The sequence below is a fragment of the uncultured Brachyspira sp. genome (assembly GCF_944390595.1).
Lineage (GTDB): Bacteria > Spirochaetota > Brachyspiria > Brachyspirales > Brachyspiraceae > Brachyspira.
This window is the reverse complement of record NZ_CALXRN010000220.1, coordinates 1-26,738: the sequence shown is the minus strand read 5'-3', so window position 1 is coordinate 26,738 and position 26,738 is coordinate 1. Positions and strand designations below refer to the sequence as shown.

Annotated in this window: 30 protein-coding genes; 13 read left to right on the top strand and 17 right to left on the bottom strand. The window is 27.1% G+C overall.

The features are described from left to right. Positions 1–2 precede the first annotated feature (2 nt). From speB to Q0J90_RS13130, 12 genes are all read right to left on the bottom strand, one after another. Complete coding sequence (speB, locus tag Q0J90_RS13185; RefSeq protein WP_297278345.1) at positions 3–950, bottom strand: agmatinase; 948 nt, start codon at positions 948–950, stop codon at positions 3–5. 65 nt (positions 951–1,015) lie between these two features. Beyond that, entirely contained in the window at positions 1,016–2,143 is a 1,128-nt protein-coding gene (locus tag Q0J90_RS13180; protein ID WP_297278344.1) for a glycerate kinase, read from the bottom strand. 24 nt (positions 2,144–2,167) lie between these two features. After that, entirely contained in the window at positions 2,168–2,707 is a 540-nt protein-coding gene (locus Q0J90_RS13175; protein ID WP_297278343.1) for a hypothetical protein, read from the bottom strand. A gap of 71 nt (positions 2,708–2,778) precedes the next feature. Then, positions 2,779–4,332 (bottom strand): sodium:solute symporter family protein, encoded by a 1,554-nt coding sequence (locus Q0J90_RS13170; RefSeq protein WP_297278342.1) that lies wholly within the window; start codon positions 4,330–4,332, stop codon positions 2,779–2,781. 20 nt (positions 4,333–4,352) lie between these two features. Beyond that, a complete protein-coding gene (locus Q0J90_RS13165; protein ID WP_297278341.1) occupies positions 4,353–4,574 on the bottom strand; it encodes a hypothetical protein in 222 nt (73 codons plus the stop codon). Between the two features lie 18 nt (positions 4,575–4,592). After that, on the bottom strand, positions 4,593–5,441 hold the full coding sequence (locus tag Q0J90_RS13160) for a 3-hydroxyacyl-CoA dehydrogenase family protein (RefSeq protein WP_367173892.1): 849 nt from the start codon (positions 5,439–5,441) through the stop codon (positions 4,593–4,595). Between the two features lie 16 nt (positions 5,442–5,457). After that, positions 5,458–6,639, bottom strand: coding sequence for a thiolase family protein (locus tag Q0J90_RS13155; protein ID WP_297278339.1), 1,182 nt, complete (start codon positions 6,637–6,639; stop codon positions 5,458–5,460). 11 nt (positions 6,640–6,650) lie between these two features. Then, the gene (fabG, locus tag Q0J90_RS13150; RefSeq protein WP_297278338.1) at positions 6,651–7,394 is read right to left on the bottom strand and encodes a 3-oxoacyl-ACP reductase FabG; all 744 of its coding nucleotides are present in this window, start codon (positions 7,392–7,394) and stop codon (positions 6,651–6,653) included. 16 nt (positions 7,395–7,410) lie between these two features. Then, positions 7,411–8,718, bottom strand: a complete 1,308-nt coding sequence (locus Q0J90_RS13145) for an acyl CoA:acetate/3-ketoacid CoA transferase (RefSeq protein WP_297278337.1) — start codon at positions 8,716–8,718, stop codon at positions 7,411–7,413. Positions 8,719–8,736: 18 nt separating this feature from the next. After that, positions 8,737–8,991, bottom strand: a complete 255-nt coding sequence (locus Q0J90_RS13140; protein ID WP_297278336.1) for a hypothetical protein — start codon at positions 8,989–8,991, stop codon at positions 8,737–8,739. 13 nt (positions 8,992–9,004) lie between these two features. Then, positions 9,005–10,099, bottom strand: coding sequence for a class I adenylate-forming enzyme family protein (locus tag Q0J90_RS13135; protein WP_297278335.1), 1,095 nt, complete (start codon positions 10,097–10,099; stop codon positions 9,005–9,007). Positions 10,100–10,161: 62 nt separating this feature from the next. Beyond that, positions 10,162–10,620 (bottom strand): AMP-binding protein, encoded by a 459-nt coding sequence (locus tag Q0J90_RS13130; RefSeq protein WP_297278334.1) that lies wholly within the window; start codon positions 10,618–10,620, stop codon positions 10,162–10,164. 170 nt (positions 10,621–10,790) lie between these two features. Here Q0J90_RS13130 and Q0J90_RS13125 point away from each other — a divergent pair, with 170 nt between their 5' ends. Further along, complete coding sequence (locus Q0J90_RS13125; RefSeq protein WP_297278333.1) at positions 10,791–11,213, top strand: MarR family winged helix-turn-helix transcriptional regulator; 423 nt, start codon at positions 10,791–10,793, stop codon at positions 11,211–11,213. 11 nt (positions 11,214–11,224) lie between these two features. Here Q0J90_RS13125 and Q0J90_RS13120 read toward each other — a convergent pair whose 3' ends face one another. Further along, a complete protein-coding gene (locus Q0J90_RS13120; protein WP_297278332.1) occupies positions 11,225–12,997 on the bottom strand; it encodes a hypothetical protein in 1,773 nt (590 codons plus the stop codon). A 287-nt stretch (positions 12,998–13,284) separates the two neighbouring features. Between Q0J90_RS13120 and Q0J90_RS13115 the strand changes: the two genes are divergently transcribed. From Q0J90_RS13115 to Q0J90_RS13095, 5 genes are all read left to right on the top strand, one after another. Next, positions 13,285–13,905 carry a carboxymuconolactone decarboxylase family protein gene (locus tag Q0J90_RS13115; protein WP_297278331.1) on the top strand — a complete coding sequence of 207 codons (621 nt, stop codon included), beginning with the start codon at positions 13,285–13,287 and terminating at the stop codon, positions 13,903–13,905. A 57-nt stretch (positions 13,906–13,962) separates the two neighbouring features. Beyond that, positions 13,963–14,214 carry a hypothetical protein gene (locus tag Q0J90_RS13110; RefSeq protein ID WP_297278330.1) on the top strand — a complete coding sequence of 84 codons (252 nt, stop codon included), beginning with the start codon at positions 13,963–13,965 and terminating at the stop codon, positions 14,212–14,214. Continuing rightward, positions 14,186–14,440: a hypothetical protein gene (locus Q0J90_RS13105; RefSeq protein WP_297278329.1), complete on the top strand. Its 255-nt coding sequence runs from the start codon at positions 14,186–14,188 to the stop codon at positions 14,438–14,440. Before Q0J90_RS13110 ends, Q0J90_RS13105 begins: the two co-directional genes overlap by 29 nt. Positions 14,441–14,483: 43 nt before the next feature. Continuing rightward, on the top strand, positions 14,484–14,735 hold the full coding sequence (locus tag Q0J90_RS13100; protein WP_297278328.1) for a DUF167 domain-containing protein: 252 nt from the start codon (positions 14,484–14,486) through the stop codon (positions 14,733–14,735). A 76-nt stretch (positions 14,736–14,811) separates the two neighbouring features. Next, positions 14,812–15,855, top strand: a complete 1,044-nt coding sequence (locus Q0J90_RS13095) for an RsiV family protein (RefSeq protein WP_297278327.1) — start codon at positions 14,812–14,814, stop codon at positions 15,853–15,855. A gap of 112 nt (positions 15,856–15,967) precedes the next feature. Here the strand turns inward: Q0J90_RS13095 and scpB are convergent, their stop codons facing one another. Beyond that, positions 15,968–16,603: an SMC-Scp complex subunit ScpB gene (scpB, locus tag Q0J90_RS13090; RefSeq protein ID WP_297278326.1), complete on the bottom strand. Its 636-nt coding sequence runs from the start codon at positions 16,601–16,603 to the stop codon at positions 15,968–15,970. Between the two features lie 270 nt (positions 16,604–16,873). Here scpB and Q0J90_RS13085 point away from each other — a divergent pair, with 270 nt between their 5' ends. Next, entirely contained in the window at positions 16,874–18,166 is a 1,293-nt protein-coding gene (locus Q0J90_RS13085) for a hypothetical protein (RefSeq protein WP_297278325.1), read from the top strand. Between the two features lie 94 nt (positions 18,167–18,260). Next, positions 18,261–18,770: a flagellar export chaperone FlgN gene (flgN, locus tag Q0J90_RS13080; protein WP_028330344.1), complete on the top strand. Its 510-nt coding sequence runs from the start codon at positions 18,261–18,263 to the stop codon at positions 18,768–18,770. Positions 18,771–18,826: 56 nt separating this feature from the next. On the opposite strand, the gene Q0J90_RS13075 is transcribed toward flgN, so the two are convergent. Both Q0J90_RS13075 and trmD read right to left on the bottom strand, forming a co-directional pair. Beyond that, positions 18,827–19,318 carry a GNAT family N-acetyltransferase gene (locus Q0J90_RS13075; protein WP_297278324.1) on the bottom strand — a complete coding sequence of 164 codons (492 nt, stop codon included), beginning with the start codon at positions 19,316–19,318 and terminating at the stop codon, positions 18,827–18,829. 4 nt (positions 19,319–19,322) lie between these two features. Beyond that, complete coding sequence (gene trmD / locus Q0J90_RS13070) at positions 19,323–20,063, bottom strand: tRNA (guanosine(37)-N1)-methyltransferase TrmD (RefSeq protein ID WP_297278323.1); 741 nt, start codon at positions 20,061–20,063, stop codon at positions 19,323–19,325. A 201-nt stretch (positions 20,064–20,264) separates the two neighbouring features. Here trmD and Q0J90_RS13065 point away from each other — a divergent pair, with 201 nt between their 5' ends. From Q0J90_RS13065 to Q0J90_RS13045, 5 genes are all read left to right on the top strand, one after another. Continuing rightward, on the top strand, positions 20,265–21,566 hold the full coding sequence (locus tag Q0J90_RS13065) for an MATE family efflux transporter (RefSeq protein ID WP_297278322.1): 1,302 nt from the start codon (positions 20,265–20,267) through the stop codon (positions 21,564–21,566). Positions 21,567–21,932: 366 nt separating this feature from the next. Further along, entirely contained in the window at positions 21,933–23,972 is a 2,040-nt protein-coding gene (locus Q0J90_RS13060) for a hypothetical protein (protein WP_297278321.1), read from the top strand. Between the two features lie 42 nt (positions 23,973–24,014). After that, positions 24,015–24,947 carry a glycosyltransferase family 2 protein gene (locus tag Q0J90_RS13055; protein ID WP_297278320.1) on the top strand — a complete coding sequence of 311 codons (933 nt, stop codon included), beginning with the start codon at positions 24,015–24,017 and terminating at the stop codon, positions 24,945–24,947. Positions 24,948–24,972: 25 nt separating this feature from the next. Further along, on the top strand, positions 24,973–25,422 hold the full coding sequence (locus tag Q0J90_RS13050) for a class I SAM-dependent methyltransferase (RefSeq protein ID WP_297278319.1): 450 nt from the start codon (positions 24,973–24,975) through the stop codon (positions 25,420–25,422). A gap of 83 nt (positions 25,423–25,505) precedes the next feature. Beyond that, positions 25,506–25,772, top strand: a complete 267-nt coding sequence (locus Q0J90_RS13045) for a hypothetical protein (RefSeq protein ID WP_297278318.1) — start codon at positions 25,506–25,508, stop codon at positions 25,770–25,772. Between the two features lie 55 nt (positions 25,773–25,827). Here the strand turns inward: Q0J90_RS13045 and Q0J90_RS13040 are convergent. Then, positions 25,828–26,738, bottom strand: a 911-nt coding sequence (locus tag Q0J90_RS13040; protein WP_297278317.1) for an acetyl-CoA C-acetyltransferase, incomplete at its 5' end; no start/stop codon positions are given.

Here is a 26,738-nt window from a genome sequence, read left to right as displayed (position 1 = left end):
TATTAAGATTTGTTTTTTTTCTTTAAAGCAAGTATAGAAATAAACTCAAAAGCTATATTAGCAGCTAAATAAGAAGTGATTTCAGAACTGTCATAACAAGGAGCAACCTCAACTATATCAAATCCTACATAATTAACATTAGATAAAGCTCTAATCATAGTTAAAGTTTCATAAGAAGTAAATCCTCCGACTTCAGGAGTACCAGTTCCAGGGGCATAAGCAGGATCAACAAAGTCTATATCAAATGTTAAGAAAGTTTTATTATTTCCAACTCTGTTTAATATTTCTTCATTTAATTTTTCAAATCCCATTTCTCTTACTTTATGTGCAGGTATAAGTTTTAAACCAAGCTCAGCAGCTTTTTTAAACTCATCAGGATCATATAAAGAACCGCGCATTCCTATTTGTATAGATTTATGAGGATCTATTAAGTTTTCTTCTATAGCACGTCTGAAAGGTGTTCCATGATTATATTTCTGTCCGAATACCAAGTCATTTATATCAGCATGCGAATAAAAATGTATTAATGATACAGGACCATGTTTTTTAGCTATGGATCTTAATTCTGCCAATGTAATAGAATGATCTCCTCCAAGTGAAATAGGTATAACATCATTCTTTAATATTTCATCCATTTCGGATTCTATATTTTTATAAGTTTCTAAAATATATCCAGGAATTATGTTAATATCGCCGTAATCGGCACCATTTAATTCTTTTAATACATTAACTTCAAATATAACATTATTAGGCTTAATCATAGTTGATATTTGCCTAATAGCACTAGGTCCGAATCTTGCACCGGTTCTATATGAACAAGCTGTATCAAATGGTATGCCTACTATAGCAAAATCCAAACTTGATAAATCTGAAACTTTAGGAAGTCTCATAAAATTTCCTGTATTGCAGAATCTAGGAGAGCTTAATGCACTTAATGGTTTATTTTCCATAAAAATATCCTTAAAAAGAAAATTGATTATAAAAACAAATTATATTATAAAATATATTTTGTCAATTATATATTTATGGAAATAAATCTGCATGCTCTTTCTGCTGCATCTTCTATTAAAGTTTTGGCATTATTAATGGCTTCTTCAATTGTAATAGACTTTTTAAATACAGGCATTATAGAACGTATGCCAAATTCATATACTTCTTCAGCATTTTCCAACATGGATCCTACTACAGCAATTACAGGTATATTATTAGCTCTTCTAGCTACACCTACAGGAACTTTTCCTTCCTTAGTTTGTCCGTCAATAGCTCCTTCTCCTGTTATAATTAATGAAGCTTCTTTTATTTCATTTTCAAAATCTATTATATCAAGTACAGCATCTATTCCTCTTTTTAACTCAGCATTGCAGAATGCAACCAATCCTCCTCCAAGTCCTCCTGCAGCACCGGCTCCTTCCAAATAATCTATTTCTTTGTTAAATTTAGTTTTTACAATTTTTGCTATGTTCTTAAGTCCGTTATCAAGTATATCAAAACTTTCTTCGGTAACCCCCTTCTGCTTACCATATACCGCTGTGGCTCCCTTTTCTCCATAAAGCGGATTTTTAACATCGCATGCCACGCTTATTTTTATATCAAATATTCTTTTATCTACATTACTGTCATCTATATCAGCAACTTTTATCATATTTTCAGCGATAGCTTCAAGTTTATTATTATCTTTATCTAAAAACTTATATCCCAATGCATTAGCCATACCTATGCCGCAGTCATTAGTAGCACTTCCTCCGATACCTATTAATATTTCTTTTATATTATTATTCAAAGCATCTTTTATAAGTTCTCCTGTTCCGTATGTAGAATATTTTAAAGGATTTCTTTTTTTATCATCTACTAAAGTAATTCCTGATGCTTCTGCCATTTCTATTACAGCTTTGTCTTTATTAATAAGACCATATTTTGCTTCTATTACTTTGCCTTCAGGATTTTTTACATTAACTTTTTTTATGCTGCCGCCTGCGGCATAAAGTATAGAATCAACTGTTCCTTCGCCTCCGTCAGCAACTGGTATTTTTTTTATTTTTGCATCTTTAAATACTTTTAATACTCCTTTTTCTATACTATTGCATACTTCTAAACTGCTTGCACTTCCTTTGAAAGAATCTGGTATTATTATTATTTTTTTCATTATATTATTATCCTAATAATTAAATTATTCACATTGTAATTGTGATAAAATATTTTTATAATATTCAAAATTTTCTTCAATATTATCCGTTGATGCTGTAATAGTTTGTATAACTAATCTATTGGAATTTTTTCCGAAAGTAGAGAGCTGTAAAGAATCAAAAGTTTCATTATCCTTTAATATTCTGAAAATACTATGATTGGCTGTTACTCTTGACCATATTAAATAAGCATCATCATTTACTTTTTCCAATTGTATTATTTTATAAGAGTCCATTTTATATTTTTTATTTTTTATATTGAATTGATTTTGAAATTCATTTATATAATCGTCAACTGAATTTATTTCTTTACTTTTTATCCATCTCAATGTCATACTAGTATCAGTTTTTTTGGTATTTGAAATTGAAGAGGCATCTATTTTCACAAAGCCGTTTTCAAATTGAAATGGTATTTGATTATTAATAAATATTTGCCAATTATTTGGATGAAGTATTGTTATGCCGTATACACTAAAAACAGATGTATTTTCTATTGTGTTATTTCTTTCAATAATGTTTTCCATAGTTATTTGCCAATTTATTAAACAGATGCAATTAAAATAAAAATTGCATCTGTTTTTTATTTATATATATTTTATTTATTATTTACCATATTTGATATAGAATCTTCCATAACAGAAGAAGTTTCAGCACCAGAATATATTATAGAGTCTATTCTAGTATGGAATTTTGCTACTACTTCCTGAGGACATTTTGTAACAAGACTTACCAATATAAACAATATAGAATTAACTACTAATGCCCATATAAGAGCTGAGAAACCCAAAGGAGGAGCTACAAAGAAAGTAAATACTATAGCTGTTATTAATCCTGCTATAGTACCTATTATAGCACCTTCTTTTGTACTTCTTTTCCAGAATAATCCGCCTATAGTTTCAGGCAATATCTGAGCAAAAAATGGTGATGACAATTTATATGCATAATCTGTAATTGAAGCAGGTCTTATAGCTACTATTATCAAAGTTATTATCATCAAGCAGAATAATACTATTCTTCCGAATGTTACAACATCTTTTGAAGAAGAAGCTGCATCATTTTTAAATTTATGTAAATAAATGTCTCTTGAGGCTATAGCAGATGCTGACAATAAAAGAGAATCTGCAGTAGATACGCCAAAAGCAAATAAACATAATAAAGATATAAATGCTACTATAGGAGGTGCATACTGAGTTGATAATACGGCAACTACGTTATCTGGTTTAGGGAAATTAGGTCCCAATATAGCCGGAGCCAATATAGCACCTATTAATACTATAGGAGTATAAACTAAAACATAAGATATAGGCATAGCCCAAGACATTTGTCTGAAATTATCTTTATTTGCTGCTACGAATGTTCTCATAAATATATGAGGCCATACTACAGTTGCTATAGCTCCTGTAAGTGCATTACCTATCATTCCTTTCCAGTCAAATGTTCCTCTAGGTCCAGGCATAGATAAAATAGGAGCAGTTTCAGGATTCTGCATTATTATTTCTACAGCTTGAGCAAATCCTCCGTCTGGGAAATGTTTGATAGTAAGATATGAAATTAATACTATTAAAGTACCGAATCCAAGTATCATGTGGAATGTATCCATCCAAGCTACTCCTCCCATACCTCCGCCGATAATGTGAAGAGATACAACTATAGTTCCAACAGCAACAGCTATAACGTAAGGAACTAAACTATTAGTTGTTACTACTACAGCATCACCTATAGCTATAAGCTGCATAGCTACATAAGGTACAATGAATACAATTAATACTAAAGCTATTAAGATTCCGTAAAACTCAGAATAGAATCTGGATCTTAAGAAATCAACAGGGGTACTAAATCCATATTCTTTACCTAATAACCATAATCTGTAACCTAATATTACAAACATCAAACCGGCAACCATACCGCCTGTATTAGAATAGAATCCTATACCATCCTTATAAATACCTGCAGGTGCACCGTAAAATGCTAAAGCAGAAAATACGGATATAGATGTTGTACATAATAATATAAATGGATTTAAACCTCTATTGGCAGTAAAAAAACTTTCTGATGATTTACTTGTAGTTTTAAAAGTTTTAAATCCATGAAAAACTATAAATATAGAGTATATTAATATACCTATAGAAATGAGAACTGAATTTACCATAATATTATACTCCTAATCAACTATTTTTTTGAATAATCAACATGTTTTTGCGTTTTGAAGAAAGCATTAAAATATAATCCCCATACTACAGATGCAGGCACCGGCAAAAATAATAAAACACAAAGCTGCAGCGGAAGCCATCCGAATAATATAGGATTTGGTATCATTGTTACTATTACATAATCAAATAAAAAGTAACATATATTAAATAATACAAACAATAGTTTGATACTTTTTTTCATATTGTATATCCTCCATTTTTATTTATAGTCATAAAATCCTTTTCCTGTTTTTCTTCCCAAATCTCCGGCTTCTACTTTTTTTACTAGGAGAGGACATGGTCTGAATTTAGAGTCTTTAAATCCGTCATATAAAGTATTCATAACAGAAAGAACTGTATCCAATCCGGCAAAATCAGCAAGTTCTAAAGGTCCCATAGGAAGATTAGCACCATATTTCATAGCATTATCAATATCTTTAGGTTCAACCCCTTCCATAACTAAAAACATAGCCTCATTCCACATTGGAACAAAAATTCTATTAACAATAAATCCTGGAAAATCCTTAGCAGTTACAGAAATTTTATTCAATTTATCTGATACATCTTTAACAAAATTAAATGTTTCTGATGATGTATTAATACCCGGAATAATCTCAACTAATTTCATTACAGGAGCAGGAATGAAAAAATGCATGCCTATTACTTTATCTGGTCTATTTGTTACAGAAGCTAAAGAAGTTATTGATAATGTAGAAGTATTAGAAGCTAATATAGTTTTTTTACCGCATATTTTATCAAGCTCTTTAAATACTGATTTTTTTATTTCAATGTTTTCATTAACTGCCTCTATAACCAAATCGCTGTCTTTAGCATCTTCATAATTAACGCTAATTTTTATTCTTGATAAAGTTTTATCTTTTTCTTCATTAGTGCATTTATTTTTTTCTGCCATACGGATTAATTGTGATTCTATTTTCTTGTATGCATTTTCAACTAGTTCTTTTTTTATATCTATAAGAATGGTATTAAATCCGCTGTAAGCACATACTTGGGCTATACCGCTTCCCATTAAACCAGAACCTATTACAGTAATCACTTTTTCCATAATTTAAATTCTCCTTAAATTATTGAAGATTTCTAAATATAGCAGAAATTCCCTGACCTCCGCCTATACACATAGTAATCAAACCAAGTTTAGCATTTCTTCTTTTCATTTCATGCATCATTTTAACTGTTAATATACATCCAGTAGCTCCTACAGGGTGTCCATGTGATATAGCTCCGCCATTAACATTTACTATATTCTCATCCAATCCAAGATCTCTTATAACAGCTAAACTTTGAGATGCAAATGCTTCGTTTAATTCTACTAAATCCAAATCTTTTACATCCATATTAAGTTTTTTTAATAATTTTTTAGTAGATAAAGCAGGTCCGAAACCCATTAATTCTGCTTCATTACCGGCAACAGCATATCCTACGAATTCCATTAAAGGTTTTGCACCTAATTCTTTAGCTTTTTCTTCTGTTGTCATAACTACAGCAGCTGCACCGTCATTAATACCTGAGGAGTTTCCTGCTGTTACAGAACCGCCTGTTTTGAAAGCTGGTTTTAATTTAGCAAGTTTTTCTAAAGTAAGTCCTCTTTTAGGATGTTCATCTGTATCTATAATAACAGTTTCTTTTTTGTTAACTACTTCTACTGGTATGATTTCTTCTTTAAACTTTCCTTCATCCTGTGCTTTTATCATTTTTTCTTGGCTTGATAATGCGAATTTATCCTGATCCTCTCTGCTTATATTATATTTGTCAGCAACATTTTCTGCTGTCATACCATTGTGGAAAGGTCCTAAAGGCCAAGTTAATATATCTAATAAACCATCCTCTAATTGCTGATGTCCCATTCTGTATCCGTTTCTTACATTAGTTACATAATAAGGAAGTCTGGACATATTTTCTGTACCGCATGCAACCACTACTTCAGAATTTCCTGTTAGAATTTCTAAAGCACCGTCTACTATAGCCTGCAAACCGCTTCCGCATTGTCTGTTAACGCTGTATGCAGTTGTTTCTTTTTCTAATCCTGCTTTAAACATAGCAGCTCTTGCTATAAATCCGCTGTCAGCTATTTGACCTACATTGCCAACTATAACTTCATCTACTTTTTCTTTTGCTATTTTAGCTCTATTAACAGCTTCTTTAATTACTATTCCGCCTAAATCTATTTGATTTATAGAGCTAAGTCCTCCCATAAATTCACCTATAGCAGTTCTTACACCGCTTATTAATACTATTTTTTTACTCATATAAAACTCCTTTATAATATCATTCCGCCGCTTACTTCTATTATCTGTCCGTTTATATAAGAAGCTTCATCGGAGGATAAAAATGCAACCATATTTCCTACGTCTTCAGGTGTTCCGGCTCTTCCAGCAGGTATTTTGCTTATCATTATATCCCATACTTTTTCAGGAACAGAACGCGTCATGTCTGTTTCTATAAATCCAGGGCATATAGCATTGCAAGTTATTCCTTTTTTTGCTAATTCTCTAGCTGCAGTTTTTGTAACTCCAATAACACCAGCTTTTGATGCAGCATAGTTAGTCTGACCAATATTGCCAAGCCAGCTCATAGAAGAAATATTAATGATTCTGCCGTATTCTTTTTCTCTCATTATTTTGGCAGCTTCTCTTGTCATGTAGAAAGTTCCTGTTAAATTAACAGCTATTACATTATCCCATTGTTCATCAGTCATTTTATGAAGCATGCTGTCTTTATTAATACCAGCATTATTAACAACTATATCAACTTTGCCGTATTCTTTAATTGCAGTTTGGAATATATTGTTTACATCTTCCAGCTTAGCAATATTACCTATAAGACATAATGCTTCTCCGCCTTCTTTTTTTATTTCTTCTACGCATTCTTTAGCATTGTCAAGAATAACGTCTGTAACTACAACTTTAGCTCCTTTTTCAGCAAGCTTTTTAGCAATTCCTTTACCTAATCCTCTTCCGGCACCTGTTACTATTGCAACTTTTCCGTCTAAAATTTTACTCATATATTTTTCTCCTTGATTATTTTTTCATTTTATCTTTTAAATTGAATTTACCCTTATTAAATAAATCCAAATCCATAGTTTTTAATTCTTTAGAAATAATAGGTTTGAAATCCATTTGATCTAATATATCTTTTTGTAAATCCATACCAGGTGCAATTTCTATAAGAACAACACCTTCTTTTACAATTTCAAATACAGCTCTCTCAGTTACAAATACAACTTTCTGACCTTTTGCTCTTGCAATCTCGCCGTTAAAAGATATTTGACCTACATTGGCAACCATCTTTCTGATTTTTCCTTCTTTGACTATTGTTAATTTATTATTCTCAAATGAGTATTCGCATTCAGAAGCAGTAAAGGTAGCACAGAATACAACTTTTTTAGCATTCTGTGTTATATCTATAAATCCGCCTGCACCTGTGCATCTGTCTCCCATTTTAGTAGAATTAACATTTCCGTATTGGTCTAATTCCCCAGCACCCATAAATGTAACATCCACTCCGGCACCATTATAATAATCCATTTGTTCATGGTGAGTTATCATAGCATATAAGTTTTTACCTATACCGAAATCTATTCCGCTTGCCTGAACTCCTCCGTATATTCCTGATTTAACTGTTATCATAATATCATCAGAAACACCTTCTTCATTGCATATTTTTCCTACAACATCATTTGGTATTCCTGTTCCTAGATTTATTATGTTGCCTTCAGCTATTTCCATACATGCTCTGCGTCCTATGAATTTTCTAACGCTGAACTCTAAAGGTGCTATATTGCTTTGAGGGCTTCTTAATTGTCCTGAATATGAAGGGTCAAAATACCAAGATGAAGTTTGTCTATGATCTTCAAAAGGATTATCGCAGACAACAACATAATCTATGAATACGCCTGGTACAGTAACACTTTTTGGATTTAATGTTCCTGTAGCAGCTACATTTTTAACTTGTGCTATAACTTTTCCTCCAAATCTTTTAGTAGCAAGTACAGCAGGCAATACTTCCAATTTCATTGCTTCTTCATCAGTAGTCAAATTACCCATTTCATCGCATACTGTTCCTCTTATCAAGCAGTAATCTATAGGTATTGATTTATATAATATATATTCCTGATTATCTATCATTATTATTTCTGATGTATTTTCATTCAATTTTTTTGTTCTGTCATTCATTTTTCCGCCCTCTATTCTTGGATCAACGAATGTTTTTAAACCTACTTTTGAAATTTTACCTGGAAGTCCGCAAGCCATGCTTCTATAAAGCTGAGCTATTTGTCCTTGAGGCATACAAAAAGCCTCTACTTTATTATTTGCAATCATTTCCATCCATCTAGGCTGCAATCCTCAGTGAGAACCTATTATTCTTGTAACAAAACCCTCATGGGCAAAATGCTGTATACCGTCTTTTCTGTCACTTTGTCCGCATGAATGCAGTAAAGTAAGATTACTAGGATGTTTAGTTTCTAAAAATCTTTTTTCTAAAGCTTTAAGTACAGATTCTGAAGCACTTACTAATGTCATACCTACCGGACATACTGTTTTATTATCTTCAAATAATTCCGCGGCCTCTTGTGCTGTTATAAAATTGTTTTTTAGCATATCACTTTCCTTTTTATTCTGTTTTTTTATTATTAAAAAAATTTTTTATTGCATTTTTATCTATTTTTCCATTTATTGTTTTTGGCAAATCATTTACAAATTCAATCTCAACAGGAATTTTGTATTTTGCTAAATTATTTGCTAGTATATTGTGCAAATCATCATAACTATAAGAATAACCATCATTTAATTTCACCATAGCAGCAGGAACTTCTCCGTATTTTTCATCATTTTTAGCTACTACTGCAGTTTCTAATATTCCTTCTATTTTGTATATTTTATTTTCAACATCAAAACTGCATATCTTTTCACCGCCTCTGTTAATCATATCTTTCTTTCTATCAACTACATATAAGTATCCATCTTCATTCAAATATCCTATATCTCCGGTTTTAAGCCATCCGTCTGTTATGTTGTTCGATTCTAAGTTATAATAATTTTCCAATACAACAGATCCGCTTACATATATTTCTCCTTTCTCTCCATATCCGCATTCTTTTCCTTCTTCGTCCATTATTTTTACATTGAATCCCGGTATAGGAATTCCTGATGAGCCTATATATTTACTGTCAGCAGCTCCTATTGGAAAAATTGTTCCTGGAGATGATGTTTCAGTTAATCCGTAAACTGTATGGAAATCTGCATGAGGAAGCCATTTTTTTATTATTAAAATGTTTTTTGGAGCCATATTGCTGCTTCCGCATGCAAAACTTCTTAAACTTGGAAGAGCAGGAAAATCATCTTTTATTTCTATCAAAAGCGAAAATACTGTAGGAGAGGCATGGATAAATGTTACATTATTTTTTAATACACATTCTAATACTTCTTTAGCATTAAACGTCTTCTTCAAAAATAAAAGACCTCCTGCATATATAAATAATCCTAATAAAGCTACGATTCCTGTTATATGATAAATAGGAGTTGCTATTATTGAGATATCTTTATCACTAATATTTAAAATTCTTTTATATGATATTATTGCATGTACCAGATTATAATTTTTTAATAGTACTGCTTTGCTTTTTGATGTTGTTCCTGATGTAAACATAATTATTGCATCTTCTTCTAATTTTCTTTCTGTATTATCCGCTATATTATTGAAATTCAAATTTGAAGAGTATATGCTGCTGAAACCATAATTATTTGATTCATTATCGCATTTTATTGTTTTTAGATTTTTTCATTTTTAAAATAATCTATATATTTATTGCCTGCAACTACGCATGCTATATCTAATTTGCTGTATAATGATATTATTTCTGATTCTTTATATTTTGATGGGAATATAACGTCAACGGCAGATAATTTTGATACGGACATAAGTGTAATACAAAATTCTATAGAATTAGATATTAAGATGCCTACTTTATCTCCTTTTTTTATTCCTATTTCTTTTTCCAAATAATACGCGAATTCATCTGTTAATTTTAATAAATTGCTATATGAATATTCTTTTTCATTACTGTCTATAATAGCTAATTTATCTTTAAAATATTTGGCACTTTCCAATAGAATATCATACATGCTTTTTGCTTCATCTTTATATGTATATACATTTTTATCAGCAATTTTTATATATTCCATTCCTTTTTTGATATCATCATTCCAAAAAGATTTGCCGCATATCATAGTAGAGCCTCGAATATATTATTAAATCAATTAGAATTCTAATTGATTTATATATAATATAGTCAAAAAAAATATTCTTGTCAATAAAAATTAAAATTTAAAAATTATTTTGACAATTTAATTATTTATTAGTATAATGATTCCATAATAATTTTGAGGAAGTTTTATATATGGACAATAATAGTTTAAAGCTTGTGGTTGTCTTATCAAAAGCTCATAATGCATATATAAAAAAAGTGAAGGCGAATATAAAATCTTTGGGGTTTTCCGGCAGTGAATTTGGGGCTTTAGAATATCTATATAATAAAAAAAGTGTTGTGAGTGTACAAGAATTATCTGAGAAAATACTGCTTACAACTGCAACTACTGCATACACTATAGAAAAACTTATAAAAAGGGGATATATCTCAAAAAAAGAAGGTTCATTTGATAAGAGGTTTGTAGAGATTTCTTTAACTAAGTCTGGTAAAAAAATTATGCAGGACCTTTTCCCTATACATTCAAGTTTTTTAGAAAAATTAAATCCTTTGACAGAAAAAGAAAGTGAAGAACTTATAGTTTTATTAAAGAAATTAGGAAAATCAAACAAATAAATTTTTATTAGTTAAATGTATTTTCCTATTAAATTTATCAATATATAATAAAGTTCTATATCATATTGTTCATAATAGTGCCGCATGGAATTTAGTATGCTGTCTGAAATGCATGAAAATAGATTTTCTATATTGCATATCATTTTTTTTATGTTTTCTTCATTTAGTTTTATTTCATTATCATCATAAAAATTTGGTGTTATATTTTTTATAATTGTTATCTTATTGTCATTTACAAAATTATCTTTTAGAACATTTTCTATTATATTTTGATAGGATACGAAATTATCTATATTGAAATCATCAAAACCTACATAATTCTTTTTTTCTATATTGGAAGAATATAAATTATATAAATCAGAATTTTCTATATTTTGAAATAAAAAATTTATAAAATGTTCTATGTCTTCTTTTTTTATTTCGTTAAATGGTATATTATTAATGGATGAGGATTTATAATAGATATTATAGTTATTATTAAGCATTGATTCTTCTATAGTTTTATCATTAAATATTATGTTATTTTTTGATTCCTCTATATCATTTGAAATCTTTTTATTTTTCTTTTCTTGTTTTAATAATTTTTTATAGATATTTATATATTCATAATATTTATCTTTTTGTCCAATGCTCATATAAAGCTGTGCTATTGATTTATATGTTTCTGCTTCATTATATTTTAAGTCTATAGATCTATTCAAATTAAATAAAGCTTTTTTATGATTTCCTATCTTAAAATATGAGTTGCCTAGCCATAATCTATTTAAATAATTATCTTTATCATTATTTAATTTTATTGATTTTTCTAAATATTTTATAGCTTCATCGTACTCGCTGTCTATATAATTAATATATCCAATCCAGTAAAATGCTAAATAGTTATTATCATTATTATTTTTTTCATTGATATCTATAGATTCCAGAAGATGATGTACAGCATTTTTGTAGCTTTCTAATCTGGCATAACAGATACCAAGATATAAATGATTCAAGTATTCATTGCTTTGAACTTCTGTAAGTCTTATAAAACATTCAGATGCTTTTTCTATATCTTCATATTCTAAAGCAATATTTCTAGCTTTTTCAAAACATTCTTTTGATAATGAATCATCTTCTATAACTTGATATAATTCGCCTATAGTAAACCAAGTGTCAAATTCATCATCTTTTAATCTTATTGATTCATTTAAATGTTTTAATGCTTTATCGTATACTTGCAGCAGAAAATATGTTGATCCTGCATAGTATCTTATAAGATAATCATCATCTTTTAATGATATAGATTTCTCCAAATGCATAATAGCGGTATCATAATTTTTTAATTTTATATGGCAGTATCCAAGATATCCGTATACTAGATAATCTTCCGAACCTAATGACATAGATAAATATATTAAAGCATTATTATAATCGTTTTTTTTGGCATAGCTGATACCCAGCCATAATGTATAATATTTGTTTGATGAATCTAAATTATAAGCATCTATAAAACATTCCAAAGCCTCTTTATATGAATGAAATACATCATAGCATCTTCCCATATAGTATTTATATATAGCCTTGTTTCTAGGGTTTTTTTCTAAATATAGTACCTTTGTAAAATTCATCATTGCAATATCATATTTTTGTAATTTATAGCTGCAGTATCCCGCTTTGAATATAGCTTCTATATTATTAGAATCAATATTATCTAATACATTATTGCATAAGGTAAATGCATCATCATAATTTTTATCATTTATATATTCATCTATTTCTTGAAGATATCTATTAATATTTTTCATAATCCACTTATTATAAATGATTATTAGGAAATTTAAACCTATAAAATTTTATAAGTTTTTATAATATACAATTTTTTATTGAAATTACAACCATATTGTATATTTTATAAATATATTAAAATAATTTTTATAAAATGTTATATTTTAAGTGTAAAAAACATATTAGGATAAAAATAATGAATAATCTAACATTTTTGAAGACTTATACATAAACCATATACTTATATACTAATAAAAAATACCATATAATTTAACTCTTGAAAAATAATATATAAAAGGATATTACAATGAATAATATAAATTTTGATATACAAAGCACTAAAGATAATTACTTCAAAAGCTTAGAAGAAGCATATATAGAACCTCCTAAGAAAATACCTTTCTTTTTAAAACTGCCTATGTGGATAGCAAAAAAGAAAGTGAAAAAAGACTTACTTCTTCCAAAGATTTTAGCTTGGAATCCTAAAACAGCAATAAGTTCGGGAATAATGGAAGCGTTAATAACTCATGATGATAAAGAAGTACCTAAAAGGCTTTTAAAACTTATAAGGATACAAATATCGATAGATGTTGCATGTCCGTTTTGTATAGACATGAACAGTTTTGAATATGATAAAGACAGTGTAACAGAAGAGGAAATAAAATATTTACAAAATAAAGATGTGGATTCCTGCCAAACCATGTCAAATAGAGAAAAAATAGCTTTAGAATATATTTCAGCTATAACAAAAACTCCTGTAATAATATCAGAAGAATTAATCATAGAAGTAAAAAAAGAGTATTCAGAGCGTGCAATATTAATATTGGCTTCCACTGCTGCACAGGTTAATTATTGGGCAAGGCTTATAAGAGGCTTGGGAGTTCCTACTGCCGGGTTTACAAATATATGTAAAATTAATAAAAAGTGAGATAAAACTTCAATATCATATTATATTTATAATATAAATAATATTTCTAATGTTGTTTTGTATTGGTCTAAAAATATTTTTGTAATAGAAAATAATATTTGTAAAAAAGACAGCAAAGAAATAGATTTTAATTTTGATTTAATGAGTATTAAAGAAGATAATGATAAAACAAAATTATATCAAATATTATATTGGATTGTTCCGGCATTTCAATTTATAAAATCTAATAAAGAAAAAATAAAAAATTATTATAATGAAAATATTTTAGATTATATACTTTTTGAAGAATCTGAAAATTATAAAAGATAAAATATTATTTTTTTCATTACTATATTTATGTAAAAATAAAAACGGCATCATATCTTCATCTGATTTAGAAACGATAGTATTATTTAGGGATTTAATATTTAATGCTGACATTGAATACACATCTGAAAATATTACAGCTTTGAAAGAAATAATAAAGTTAAATGATATGAATAATTTTACTTCTATTGGGTTTATATACATTATATTGACAAAAGAAATGTTATAAGTTTTAATAAAAATATAATAAACAAAATATACAACTATAATATATGAACATAGAAGTTAAAGTAACAGCGGGAGCTAAATCCAACAGTTTTAAATTAGAAAATGGGGCTTATTCCATTCGTATTATGGCTAAGGCTATAGACGGTAAAGCTAATAAAGCTATAATTGATTTTTTGGCTTATGAGCTTAATTTAAAAAAAAGAGATGTTGAAATATTAAAGGGTGAGAAAAGCAGCAAAAAACTTATTTCTATTAATATAGATGAGAAAAATCTTCAAAAATATTTTAATAAATAGTTAATTTTTTAAATTGCTATTGATTTTTTATATTAATTCTATATATTAATAATCATAATAAATCAGGGGTCTATATATGGCTAATAAATTTATATGTTTTTTAGCATTGTTTATCATCATTTCATGCGGTAATAATACTAATACTTCATCAAAAAATAAAAATACTTCAGATATGGAAGAATCAAAATTTTATCTTCTTACCGGAAATATATCAGGTGAAGAAGCATCAATGTATTTATATGTTAATGAAAAAAAGAATACTATAAGCGGATATTATTATACAAAAAATAAAAAAGCAATGATTACTGGAAAAATAAATAATAAAAAAATTAATTTACAAGAGATTGATCAAAATAATAATATACATGCTAATATAGTTGGGGTTTTAGATGAAAATATAAATTTTAATGCTGAGATAAGATATGAAGAGGGTAATGAAGTTAAGGATATGGAATTTTCTTTAAATAGAAATATTCCGGTGTATTATGCTGATATAGTTGATTATTATAAAAATGATAATATAGGAAATGCTATATTTTCATATCATAAAACTTTGCTTTTATTTACTAAAAACAATGAGATTAGTTCAATGGATATGGAATCTTCTTTGAATTATGCTAAAGAAGAATGTGAAAATTATTATAATGAATGGAAAACTCTCATAGCTGACGGTGTTAATTCTAATGCTTCCTATGAAATAGATTATACTGTAAATGTTGGTTATATAGATAATAGAGTAATAGCACTTGATAATTATTCTTATGTATATACTGCAGGAGCACATGGTGAAAAAGCAAATATTCAGGAAGTGTTTTCTTTGGAGAGTTCAAACTTAATTACAATAAGAGATTTAATTTTAGATTTTAATAATAATGATTTAATATCTGTAATGAGAGATAAAATACTTAAAACAGGAAGTACAAAGGAAGATTATTTCAATTTTGATGATATAACATTAGAAAGTTCTTCATTTAGAATACTTCCTAATTCCATCAATTTTATATGGCAGACTTATGATATAGCACCTTATTCTACAGGAGTGACAGAGATAAGTTTTAGTTTTGATGAGTTAAAGCCTTATGTAAGAGAAGATTCTCCATTGTATTATTTGTTTTTATAAATTGATACAATAACTTTTTATAACTATAATTTATTAATTATAGTTATAAAAATTGTTATTAATGTTGTTTTCATTATTGAAATATAATAATTATTATTTTTTATACTTAAAATTATTCGTTTTTATTGAATTCTAAATCTTTTAATTCTCTTAATTTTGGAAGGTCATCCAAACTATTTATACCAAAATGCATAAGGAATTTATCTGTAGTACCGTAAGTTTGTCTCTTATCCAAATAGTTCTTTCTTCCTTTCCAAGCAATAAAACCATCTTCCATAAGAGCTTTCAAATGATAACCGCTGTCGCTTTGTCTTATATCATCTATTTCAGCTTTAGTTAGAGGCTGTTTATATGCTATGATTGATAATGTTTGAAGCATTGCTTTTGATATTTTTTTCTTACGTTTTTTATCATAAATAGCAGATAAAGTACCAAAAGTTGAAGGTATTATAGTCATAATAATAGAATTTCCAACTTCAAGAATTTCTATAGCACTTCCTGCATTTCTATATTTGTTATTTATGTTTTCTATATAATTTCTTATATCAGAATTTTCACATTTAAAAAGATTTCTTAATCTAGCTATGTCTATACTGCCTTCTACATATATTACAGCTTCCATAATTTTCTCAAGTTCTTCTTTATTTGATAAAATAGACTCATCTATTTCTAAAGTATTCTTTTCAGCTGTATTAACTTCTTTCTCTTCAGTTTCAACATTTTCTGCAGTTTCTTTTATATCATCCATAATATTAATCAAAATCCTTTTTTATTTTATATTTGTTATTATAACATATATAAAACTTTTTTCAATGGTGCAGAAACATTTGGAATTTATATTTTCGATAAAAGTAAAATTATATTGAGCAATTTATTATTAAGTCTTTGTATAAAATAATATATTTTTATAGTATAAATTGGCATAATTAAATTTAATTATCATAAAATAAATGTTGCTAAAATAATAAAAAATGTTATTATATTTTAGTAAAATACTAAAAAAATAGAATAAATTTATATGAATATAGAATTTTTACTTTCGGCTAAATTTGATAATAGAAGGGTTATTCCTACACAGGATAGATTGTTTAGAGCAATAGTATCTTCTTTAAATGAAGTTAATATAAACCCTTTAGTAATGCTGTCAGAATTTTCTTTAATAGAAGATGGTAATACATTGACATATTCTTTTCATCCATCATCAGATCCCATATATTTTGAATTTAAAAATGATACTATTTTTATAACTATAAGTACCGGAACATTTGGAGCCGGATATCATAAATTTATAGTAGGTGTTTTAGATAGAATAGCCAGAAGATTGGATATTGAGTTTAAAGAAGATGATGCTCATAAAGATCCAAGCGGATATTTTAAAGACAGGGATTTCAAATCTCTTCAAAAGTTTTTTATAAATTCTTTAGCAAGCTATGCTGAAATGCTTATAACTCATCATGATAATGGATTTAATAATTTTATGATATCAATGCCTTATAATTATCCTATGATAGAAAAAGGGTATTTTGCTCTTTCTTCTTTAGGATATTGGGGCAAGAGCTGGTTTACAGATTTGATAGCTGCAAATGAAGAAGACAGATTAAGATTAGCTGAAGATTTCTTTATTTGGAATACTGAGGAAATGAATGCCAATTTTTGGTTTAAAAGTTTTATCAGCATGATTTGGCTTTACTTTCCATTTAGAGAGATTATAGATGACAGCGAAAAGACTATGTATAAGAAGATTATGTATTCTTTTCAAGAGGCATATAAAAAAGACAGCAGCTTAAAATATCCTTGGGACATACTTATAAATATAGCCAATTACTTAGATGATGAAAATATGGTTAAATTTATAGAATCAAAGAAAAATCCTCATCAGCCTAATATAGAAATAGGATTCAGAGTTGAGCATGCAAGATATTCAATAGCGGCAGGTTTTACAATAAAGCTTCCTATGCGTATGAATGTATGTAAAAATGATAAAACTTTGATAGAGTTTAAGGATATAAATATATATATAGCTATGCAGGTTTATTCTTTTGCTAATGAAGAGCTTGATGTCATAATGGAATATGTATTAAAACAGATAGATATTGCAGGAGAATATAAGGGTGATCCTATAGATATTAAGATAGAAAGCAATAAGATAGAAAGCGTAGTATATGAAAAAAGTCTTGAACAAGATGATTATATGATAACTCTTGCCGCTGTTACAAAAAAATTGGCATTGCTTGCTTGGTTTACATACTCAGGCAAGGAAAATAGAGATACATGCTTGGAAGCTATCAAATCAATAGATATAGAAAATTAGAAAAATTATGTAAAGTAATCATAATAAATACCGAAAATTTTATTGTAGTTAATTAATAATGATTAAGTAACTATTAACTTAAAGGCGGTATTTTATGTTTAACTTATATGAAGAGCTTACAAAAATAGAGATACTTCTCTCTAAAGAAATAGAAGTTTACAAAATTATATTGGAAGATGAAGAGAAAAAAGTAAATTCCATAATCAATACTAGACTTCAGGATATACATTTATATTGCGATCATCAAAATGAGAAAATGACTGAAGCTAATGAACTTAGAAAATTGAGAGAAAGTGTTATAGATTTAATAGTTTTGAATAAATTTCCACATCTTTCAGAGACAGCAACATTATCAGATATTATTAGAAGAATACCTTTAAATAAAACTGCAAAAATATCTGCATTGCGTCTTGAATTAGTAACCTTAATGGCACGTTTAAAACATTTAAATAAATTAGCTCCGAAACTTTTTGATGAAGCTTTAGATTTATTTGCCAATATGAAAGAAGTTTTACATGAAAGCAAAAAAGTAGGTTATAACAACAAAGGTAAAGAACATGTTGTTAATAGAAAATTATCAGTATTAGTAAATAAGCAAGTTTAATATAGAATATTTATATCTTAATAAAACACATAGCATTTTATGTTATGTGTTTATTTTTATTTAACCTTTTGAAAAGCTATTCTATCTTCATTGTTTCTATGCAGTATAATTCTTCCGCATTTTATAAATCCTTCTTTTTCTAAAAATTTCTGCATAGGTATATTATCTTTATGCGTATCTATTCTTATATTATTATGAATATTAAAACAATAATTCATACAAAAAGATGCAGCTCCTCTTCTTCCGTGTAATGATGCTATTCTATGTACAACAGCATATTCATCATTGTTAAGCCAAGCACCGTCATATATTTCATTATAATTATTATCTATTCCAATATAAAAACAAAAAGTGCATATTATATTGCTATCATCATCCAAGCAAACATAACTATGTCCTTTATCTATATCTGCTTTTATATTTAATTCAGAAGGGTATCCGTTAGTCCATTGATTAGGATTATTATTTGCTGCCATAAATTTTCTTGCATAATCAAATATTTCTAATAATTTTTCAATATCTTCATATTTTGTTTTTCTTATTTGCATATATTTATACTCCTGCTGCATTTCTATTTTTTAGATAATCGAATATTGTTTTTAAATCTTTTTTAGTTAAATCTATTTTTGAAAATAAATCAGCTCTGTTTGCGAATGTTTTTATTAAACTTCTTTCTCTTCTGTATTCATTAATATTTTTATGATTTCCGGATATTAAAACTTCAGGCACTTTCATATTATCTATTTCTACTGGTCTTGTATATTGTTCGTATTCTAATAACCCCATAGAATTTTCTTCAAATGTATCGCTAGGTACAGATTCATTATTATTTAAAATTCCTTTATATCTTGAAATGGCATCTACAATTAGCAAAGCAGGTATTTCTCCTCCGCTTAATACATAATCTCCTATGCTTACAGCTTCATCAGAATATTTATGCTCAACTCTATAATCTATTCCTTCATAATGTCCTAATATCATTGTTATATGTTCTTTATTTGATAATTCTTTTATTTTTTCCTGAGTAAGAGTTTTTCCAGACGGTGAAAAAAATATGGTATAACCTTTATTATGATTATCAAAATATTTTTTAAAAATATTGTAAGTCATTATCATTCCAGGTCCGCCGCCGTAAGGGTAATCATCGCATCTTTTATAATTTCCTTCTCCATAATCTCTCATATTAACAATATTTAAATTTATTTTATTTTCGTTAACAGCACTGCCTATAAGTCCTACAGATATAGGGCTTTCATAAAATTTTGGAAAAAGTGTTAGAATATCTATTGTCATTTATGTATTATACTTAATTAATATTAATTAGGCAAGTAAAAAAAATTGACTTATATTATTTGTTGTTATATAATAATATTATTAAATATTTATAGAAATAATAAAATTTGTCGCCGGATAAATTTTTTAAAACGTTTGTATTCATACCGTAGGCCTTAGAAAGTATGAACGCAAACGTTTTTTTATTATGGGGTATTTTTTATGAATATATTAAATTTATTTGTTAAATATGTATCTTTAAACATACTTGGAATGATGGGTTTATCATGCTATATACTTGCAGATACTTTTTTTGTTGCCAGAGGTACTGGTTCTGAAGGACTTGCTGCTTTAAATATTGCTATACCTATTTATAATTTTATAAATGGTATAGGTCTTATGATTGGTATGGGATCTGCTACTAAATATGCTATATTAAAAACTCAAAATAGAAACCATGAAGCAAATATTATATTTTCAAATGCTTTAATTTATATTGTTATATTTGCCGCTTTATTCATTATAACAGCTGCTTTTTTTACAGGAAAAATAGCATATATGCTTGGGGCAAGGGACAATGTCCATACAATGACTGATATATATTTAAAAGTTGTATTATTCTTTTCCCCTATGTTTATGCTTAATAATTTGCTTCTTGGTTTCATTAGAAATGATAATCATCCTAAACTTGCAATGTTTGGTATGATTATGGGGAGTTTATTTAATATAGTATTTGATTATGTTTTTATATTTCCTTTAAATATGGGAATATTCGGAGCTGCTTTGGCTACAGGTTTTTCTCCTATTGTAAGTATGCTGGTTTTATCAGTTTTATTCATAAAAAAAGAAAATACTTTTTGCATTGTAAAGCCTAGTATAAATTTTAAAAAATTTTTTGAAACAGTTTCATTAGGTATTTCATTTTTAATAACAGAAGTTTCTTCATGTTTTGTTATGATAACTTTTAATATTGTAATACTTAATATAGCGGGCAATATTGGTGTGGCAGCTTACGGCATAATAGCTAATATTGCATTGGTTATTATAGCGATATTTACAGGAACAGGGCAGGGAATACAGCCTATAATAAGCAGCAATTTTGGAAACATTAAAAATATAAATAAAATATATAAGTATGCTTTGATTTTATCTTCATTTATTGCAATTATAGTTTATATAATAACAACTGTATTTGCTAATGAGATAACTAGTGCATTTAATAAAGATAATGATATGGAACTTCAAAAAATATCAGTTAAAGGGCTTTATTTATATTTTACAGCTTTTATATTTGTAGGATATAATATAATTACATGCGTTTATTTCAGTGCAATGGATAAGGCAAAACCTTCATTTATAATATCAATGCTTAGAGGATTTATACTGATAATGCCTTCTATATTCATTTTATCTTCAATTTTTAATATGACAGGAGTATGGCTTTCTTTTCCTACAGCGGAAATTTTAACGAGTATTTTTTCATTTATATTTTTTATAAGAAATAAAAAAGAAATTAATGATTAATATTTTATTATATTAGAAGTTTATTTAAAATATCAATATATATGAATTGATTTATTATATAGTTATTGTATATACGATAATATTTAACTTTGTATTGTGGATGTTTTATAAAATATAATAATTGACTATAAAATAATAATTGACTATTTTTATTATTATGATACAATACATGACATTATGAGTATATTTACAACAAGCAACAAGCAACAAGCAACAAGCAACAAGCAACAAGCAACAAGCAACAAGCAACAAGCAACAAGCAACAAGCAACAAGCCTAGTTTTACTCCGCTAATCAATTCTATACTCATTGCAAAAAAATATTTCACAAATTCAAATGTAATCTTAACATTTATATGAGGTAATATGTGAAAAGTAAAAATTTATTCATAAAAATATATATTTCTTTATTAATAATTTGTATTATAGTATTATTTACACTTTCAATTTTAGGTAAAAAAACAAGAGTCGGATATTTAGGAGAATTTAAATTTGATGAATACCATATAAACCGTACTTTGGAGTTAAATGGTTTAACTAATATAAAAGCAAGTTATATTATAGATGAAAAATTAGATGAAGAAGGATTAAGAAATTTTATATTTACAAATGAAGCTATAACTAATTACAGTTATGGTGTGAAATTACAGTATTATAGTAAAGTATTTAGACATAGTGATATTTATGGAGTTTATGTAGATACTAACAAAGTTTTAAAAGATAATCCATTCATCAAAGAAATTATAATGAATGAAGGTGGAAGTCCGTTTGGTAATTTAGTTAGTGTTAAAAAAATAGATTTTGAAAAAATAGATAATATTAATTATATTTTAAAAATAAAACAAAAAATATTAATATATTTTGTGCTTATATTTACAGCCATTATTTTATATTATTTAGTTTCTAACTATAAAACTAGTATCACAAATTTTGTTGATAAACATTTTGAAATTAATAGTGAATTGGTAATATTATCAGAAAATGGATTTGTGAAAAAATATCATATAATAAATATATTATTCATTATATATGTAATATTTATATCTTTATTGATATTATCTGTAGGATATATTTTACCAATGCATGTAGATGAATGGCTGTATTCTTCAATATCACACCCTTTTTATAATATATTTGATTTTAAATTATTTGATAGTAAAGGCAATATATTATTTTGGGAAAGAGGAAGGCATTTTTCTCATATTTTTATGAGATCAAGTGGGAGCTTTACTGATATATTTACATCATTTGGATTTGATCCTATTGATACGTATAAAGCTGCAAGATCTATAATTTATTTAATTTACTATTTTGTTATATTTGTTTCATCTTCTATATTTGTTTGGTTATTAAATAATAAAAGAAATTATAAATTAATATTTATTTCATTATCATTATTTTTATTATATATATGTGATAATATTGATTTTGTACATATGAGTTGTTATATAATGACAGCAGGAGTTGCTATATTTATTTGGCTGCCTATTTTGTATTATTATTTAAATGATAAAGAACTAGTTTTATTTAAAAATAAATTTTTATATTATTCTCTTTCTATTATATTAATATATATAGCCACTTTTTCTATAGAGCCATCTTCTCTAACAGTTGCTGGTTTATCATTTTTTGTATTATTTTATTTAATAAATAAAAATAATAAATTATTTGTAGAAAATAATAATATTGAGCGAAAAAACTCTATATTTATATTTTTTAGTCTTATTTTATTTATATTATTTTCATTAATATCTTTTATAACAACTACTTTCTTTAGTGGAAGGGGTTTAACTCAAGTATCTTTTTTAGACAAAAATGATAAATCTTTATTTGATAATATAGTTTTTTTATTTAGAGATACTTTAAATGATTATGAAAAAACATTGTTTTTTGTTGGAATATTATTATTTGTATATATTATTTTTATTACTATAAAAAATAAATCCATTTCTAAAATATATTATATATATTTTAGTATGTTATTTACCGCTATATTAGGAATATTAGGTTTTTTTGCTATATATGTATTTAAAGTATGGATTTGTTTATTGTTAATTTTTATGGTTATATTATCTATTTTATTAGATAATATAAATAAAAAAACAGTTATTTCATTTTTATCAGGTTTATTATTATCCATTTTAATTACATTTATGTTATTTGGAATTAATGTTAATCATAGTAAATTTATTTATGATAATATAAATAAAAATCCAGAAAAAACTATAGCTAGACTTTATCAAGAAGCAGAAAAAAATAATTTAGATGAAATAGTATTAACAAAAAAATTTGTTAATGATAATAGTTTGAATTCACTATTACCATCAGCTACTAATAGAGACATTCCATATTGGATGAAAAATTATGGATATGTTAATAAAGTTATAAAAATAATAGTAGTAGAATAATAATTTTATTTTTTAATATGTAGTAAAAAATGGAGATTTTGAATGAAAAAGGTAAGCTTTATTATACCATGTTATAATGAAGAAGAAGTTTTACCTTTATTATATGAGAGGTTAAACAATATATCTAAAAAAATAGAAAATTATGAGTGTGAATTTCTATTCATTAATGATGGGAGTAAAGATCGAACTGAAGAGATAATAGAAAATTTATATAAAAAAGACAATAGAATAAAACTATATTCATTTTCTAGGAATTTTGGTCATCAAGCAGCAGTTAGTTGCGGAATACATAATACTAATTCTGATTTGGCAATTATTATAGATGCAGATTTGCAAGATCCACCTGAAATAATACCAGATATGATAAAATTATATGAAGAAACCAATATACCAATAATATATGGTAAAAGAATATCAAGATATGGTGAGACCTTTTTTAAAAAGGTAACAGCAGCTATATTTTACCGTTTTATTAATGTTCTTTCAGAAGTGCAATTTCCCGTTGATACAGGAGATTTTAGATTAATAGATAAAAAAGTTATAGATACATATAAGCAATTTTCAGAAAATCCTAAATATATTAGAGGATTGATTAGTTGGACAGGTTTTGAACAGAAAGCTTTTGAATATAAAAGAGATGCCAGAGTTGCTGGTTCTACGAAATATACATTAAAGAAAATGTTAAAACTAGCAATTACAGGTATATTGTCTTTTTCAACAAAACCTTTAAGAATATCATTGTATTTTGGTTTGATTAGTATATTAATTGCTGTTATATTTTCTTTAAGAGTTTTTTATATTTATTTGTTTACACCAGAATTATTAGTCAAAGGTTGGGCTTCTACTATTATTATTGTTCTTTTTATGGGAGGAGTACAATTGATTTCTTTATCTGTTATAAGTGAATATTTAGCGAATCTTTTTAATGAAGTTAAAAAAAGGCCTGAATATGTTATTTCTAAAAAATTAGTATAAATTATTGATAATAGGAGTGTTATAAATGGATAGTATTTTAGAAAAAGAAGAAAAATTTCATGATGAATGGGCAAAATCTGTAAATATTGATAATATATTAGTAGATGAATATTTTGAAAGCTGTACTACACCAGAAAATAAGTATTTAATTAAAAAAATTGGTAATATAAAAGGTAAAAAACTGTTAGAAATAGGATGTGGTCTTGGTGAAGCATCAGTATATTTTGCTAAACAAGGTGCAGAAGTTACTGCAACAGATATTAGCGGAGAAATGTTAAATGTAGCATTAGAATTGGCTAAAAAACATAATGTAGAAATAAAAACTTTAAAATCTACCTCTGACAAAATAGAAGTTAAAGATGAATCATTTGATATAGTATATGCAGGAAATTTATTACATCATGTAGATATAGATAAAACATTAAAAGAAGTACATAGAATTCTGCGGGGGGGGGGGGGGTATTTTTATCAATAGATCCTTTAGCACACAATCCTGCCATAAATATTTATAGAAATATTGCCAAAGATGTTAGAACGGATGATGAACACCCTATTAAAATGAAAGAAATTAAATTATTTAAAAAATACTTTTCCAATGTAGAATACGATGCTTTTTGGTTATTCACCAATTTAATATTTGTAAAATATTATTTTATAGATAAGATAAATCCAAATGAAGAGAGATATTGGAAAAAAATAATTAATGACGCTAAAAATATAGAAAAGTTATATTATAAATGTGAAAAAATAGATAATATACTAAAAAAAATATTCCCTTTTTTAAGAAGATATTGTTGGAATATAGCTATAATCTCATATAAATAAATTTTATATTTAAGGTTAACTTTGTTTAATATTAAAGTTAACCTTAAATTATGAATTACATCTCAACAACTAAAGCAGTACCCATACCTCCGCCTATACAAAGTGTAGCAAGTCCTTTTTTAGATCCGCGTTTTTTCATCTCGTATAGCAGTGTAGTAAGTATTCTGGCTCCGGAAGCTCCTATAGGGTGTCCTATAGCAATAGCTCCTCCATTAACATTAACTTTTTCCATATCGAATTTTAATTCACGAGCTACAGCAATAGACTGAGCAGCAAAAGCCTCATTACTTTCTATTAAATCCATATCTTCAACTGTAAGATTAGCCATTTTCAAAGCCTTTCTGCTTGCCTCTATAGGTCCTATACCCATTATTCTAGGCTCAACACCATGAGTGGCATAACCCAAAACTTTAGCCATAGGTTTAATTCCAAGCTCATCAGCTTTTTCTTTTGACATAAGTACTACAGCAGAAGCAGCATCATTTATACCGGAAGCATTACCAGCAGTAACTGTACCATCCTTTTTGAATGCAGGTTTTAATTTAGCTAAAGATTCCATAGTAGTACCGAATGTAGGATGTTCATCTGTATCTACTACTATTTCTCCTTTTTTAGTTTTTATAGTCACAGGTACTATTTCATCTTTAAATCTTCCGCTTTTAACTGCAGCTTCAGCTCTGTTCTGACTTCTGCATGCAAACTCATCTTGCTCCTGTCTAGTTATTCCCCATTGTTCAGCAATATTTTCAGCAGTAACTCCCATGTGATAATGCTCAAAAGCACAAATAAGAGCATCATTAAGTAAAGTATCCTGCATTTTAGTTTCTCCCATTCTAGCACCCATTCTCATGGCAGAAGCGGTATATGGAGCCATACTCATATTTTCTGTACCTCCGGCAACCACTATATCAGCATCTCCTGCTTTAATCATTTGTGCTGCCATTGATACAGCTCTAAGTCCTGAAC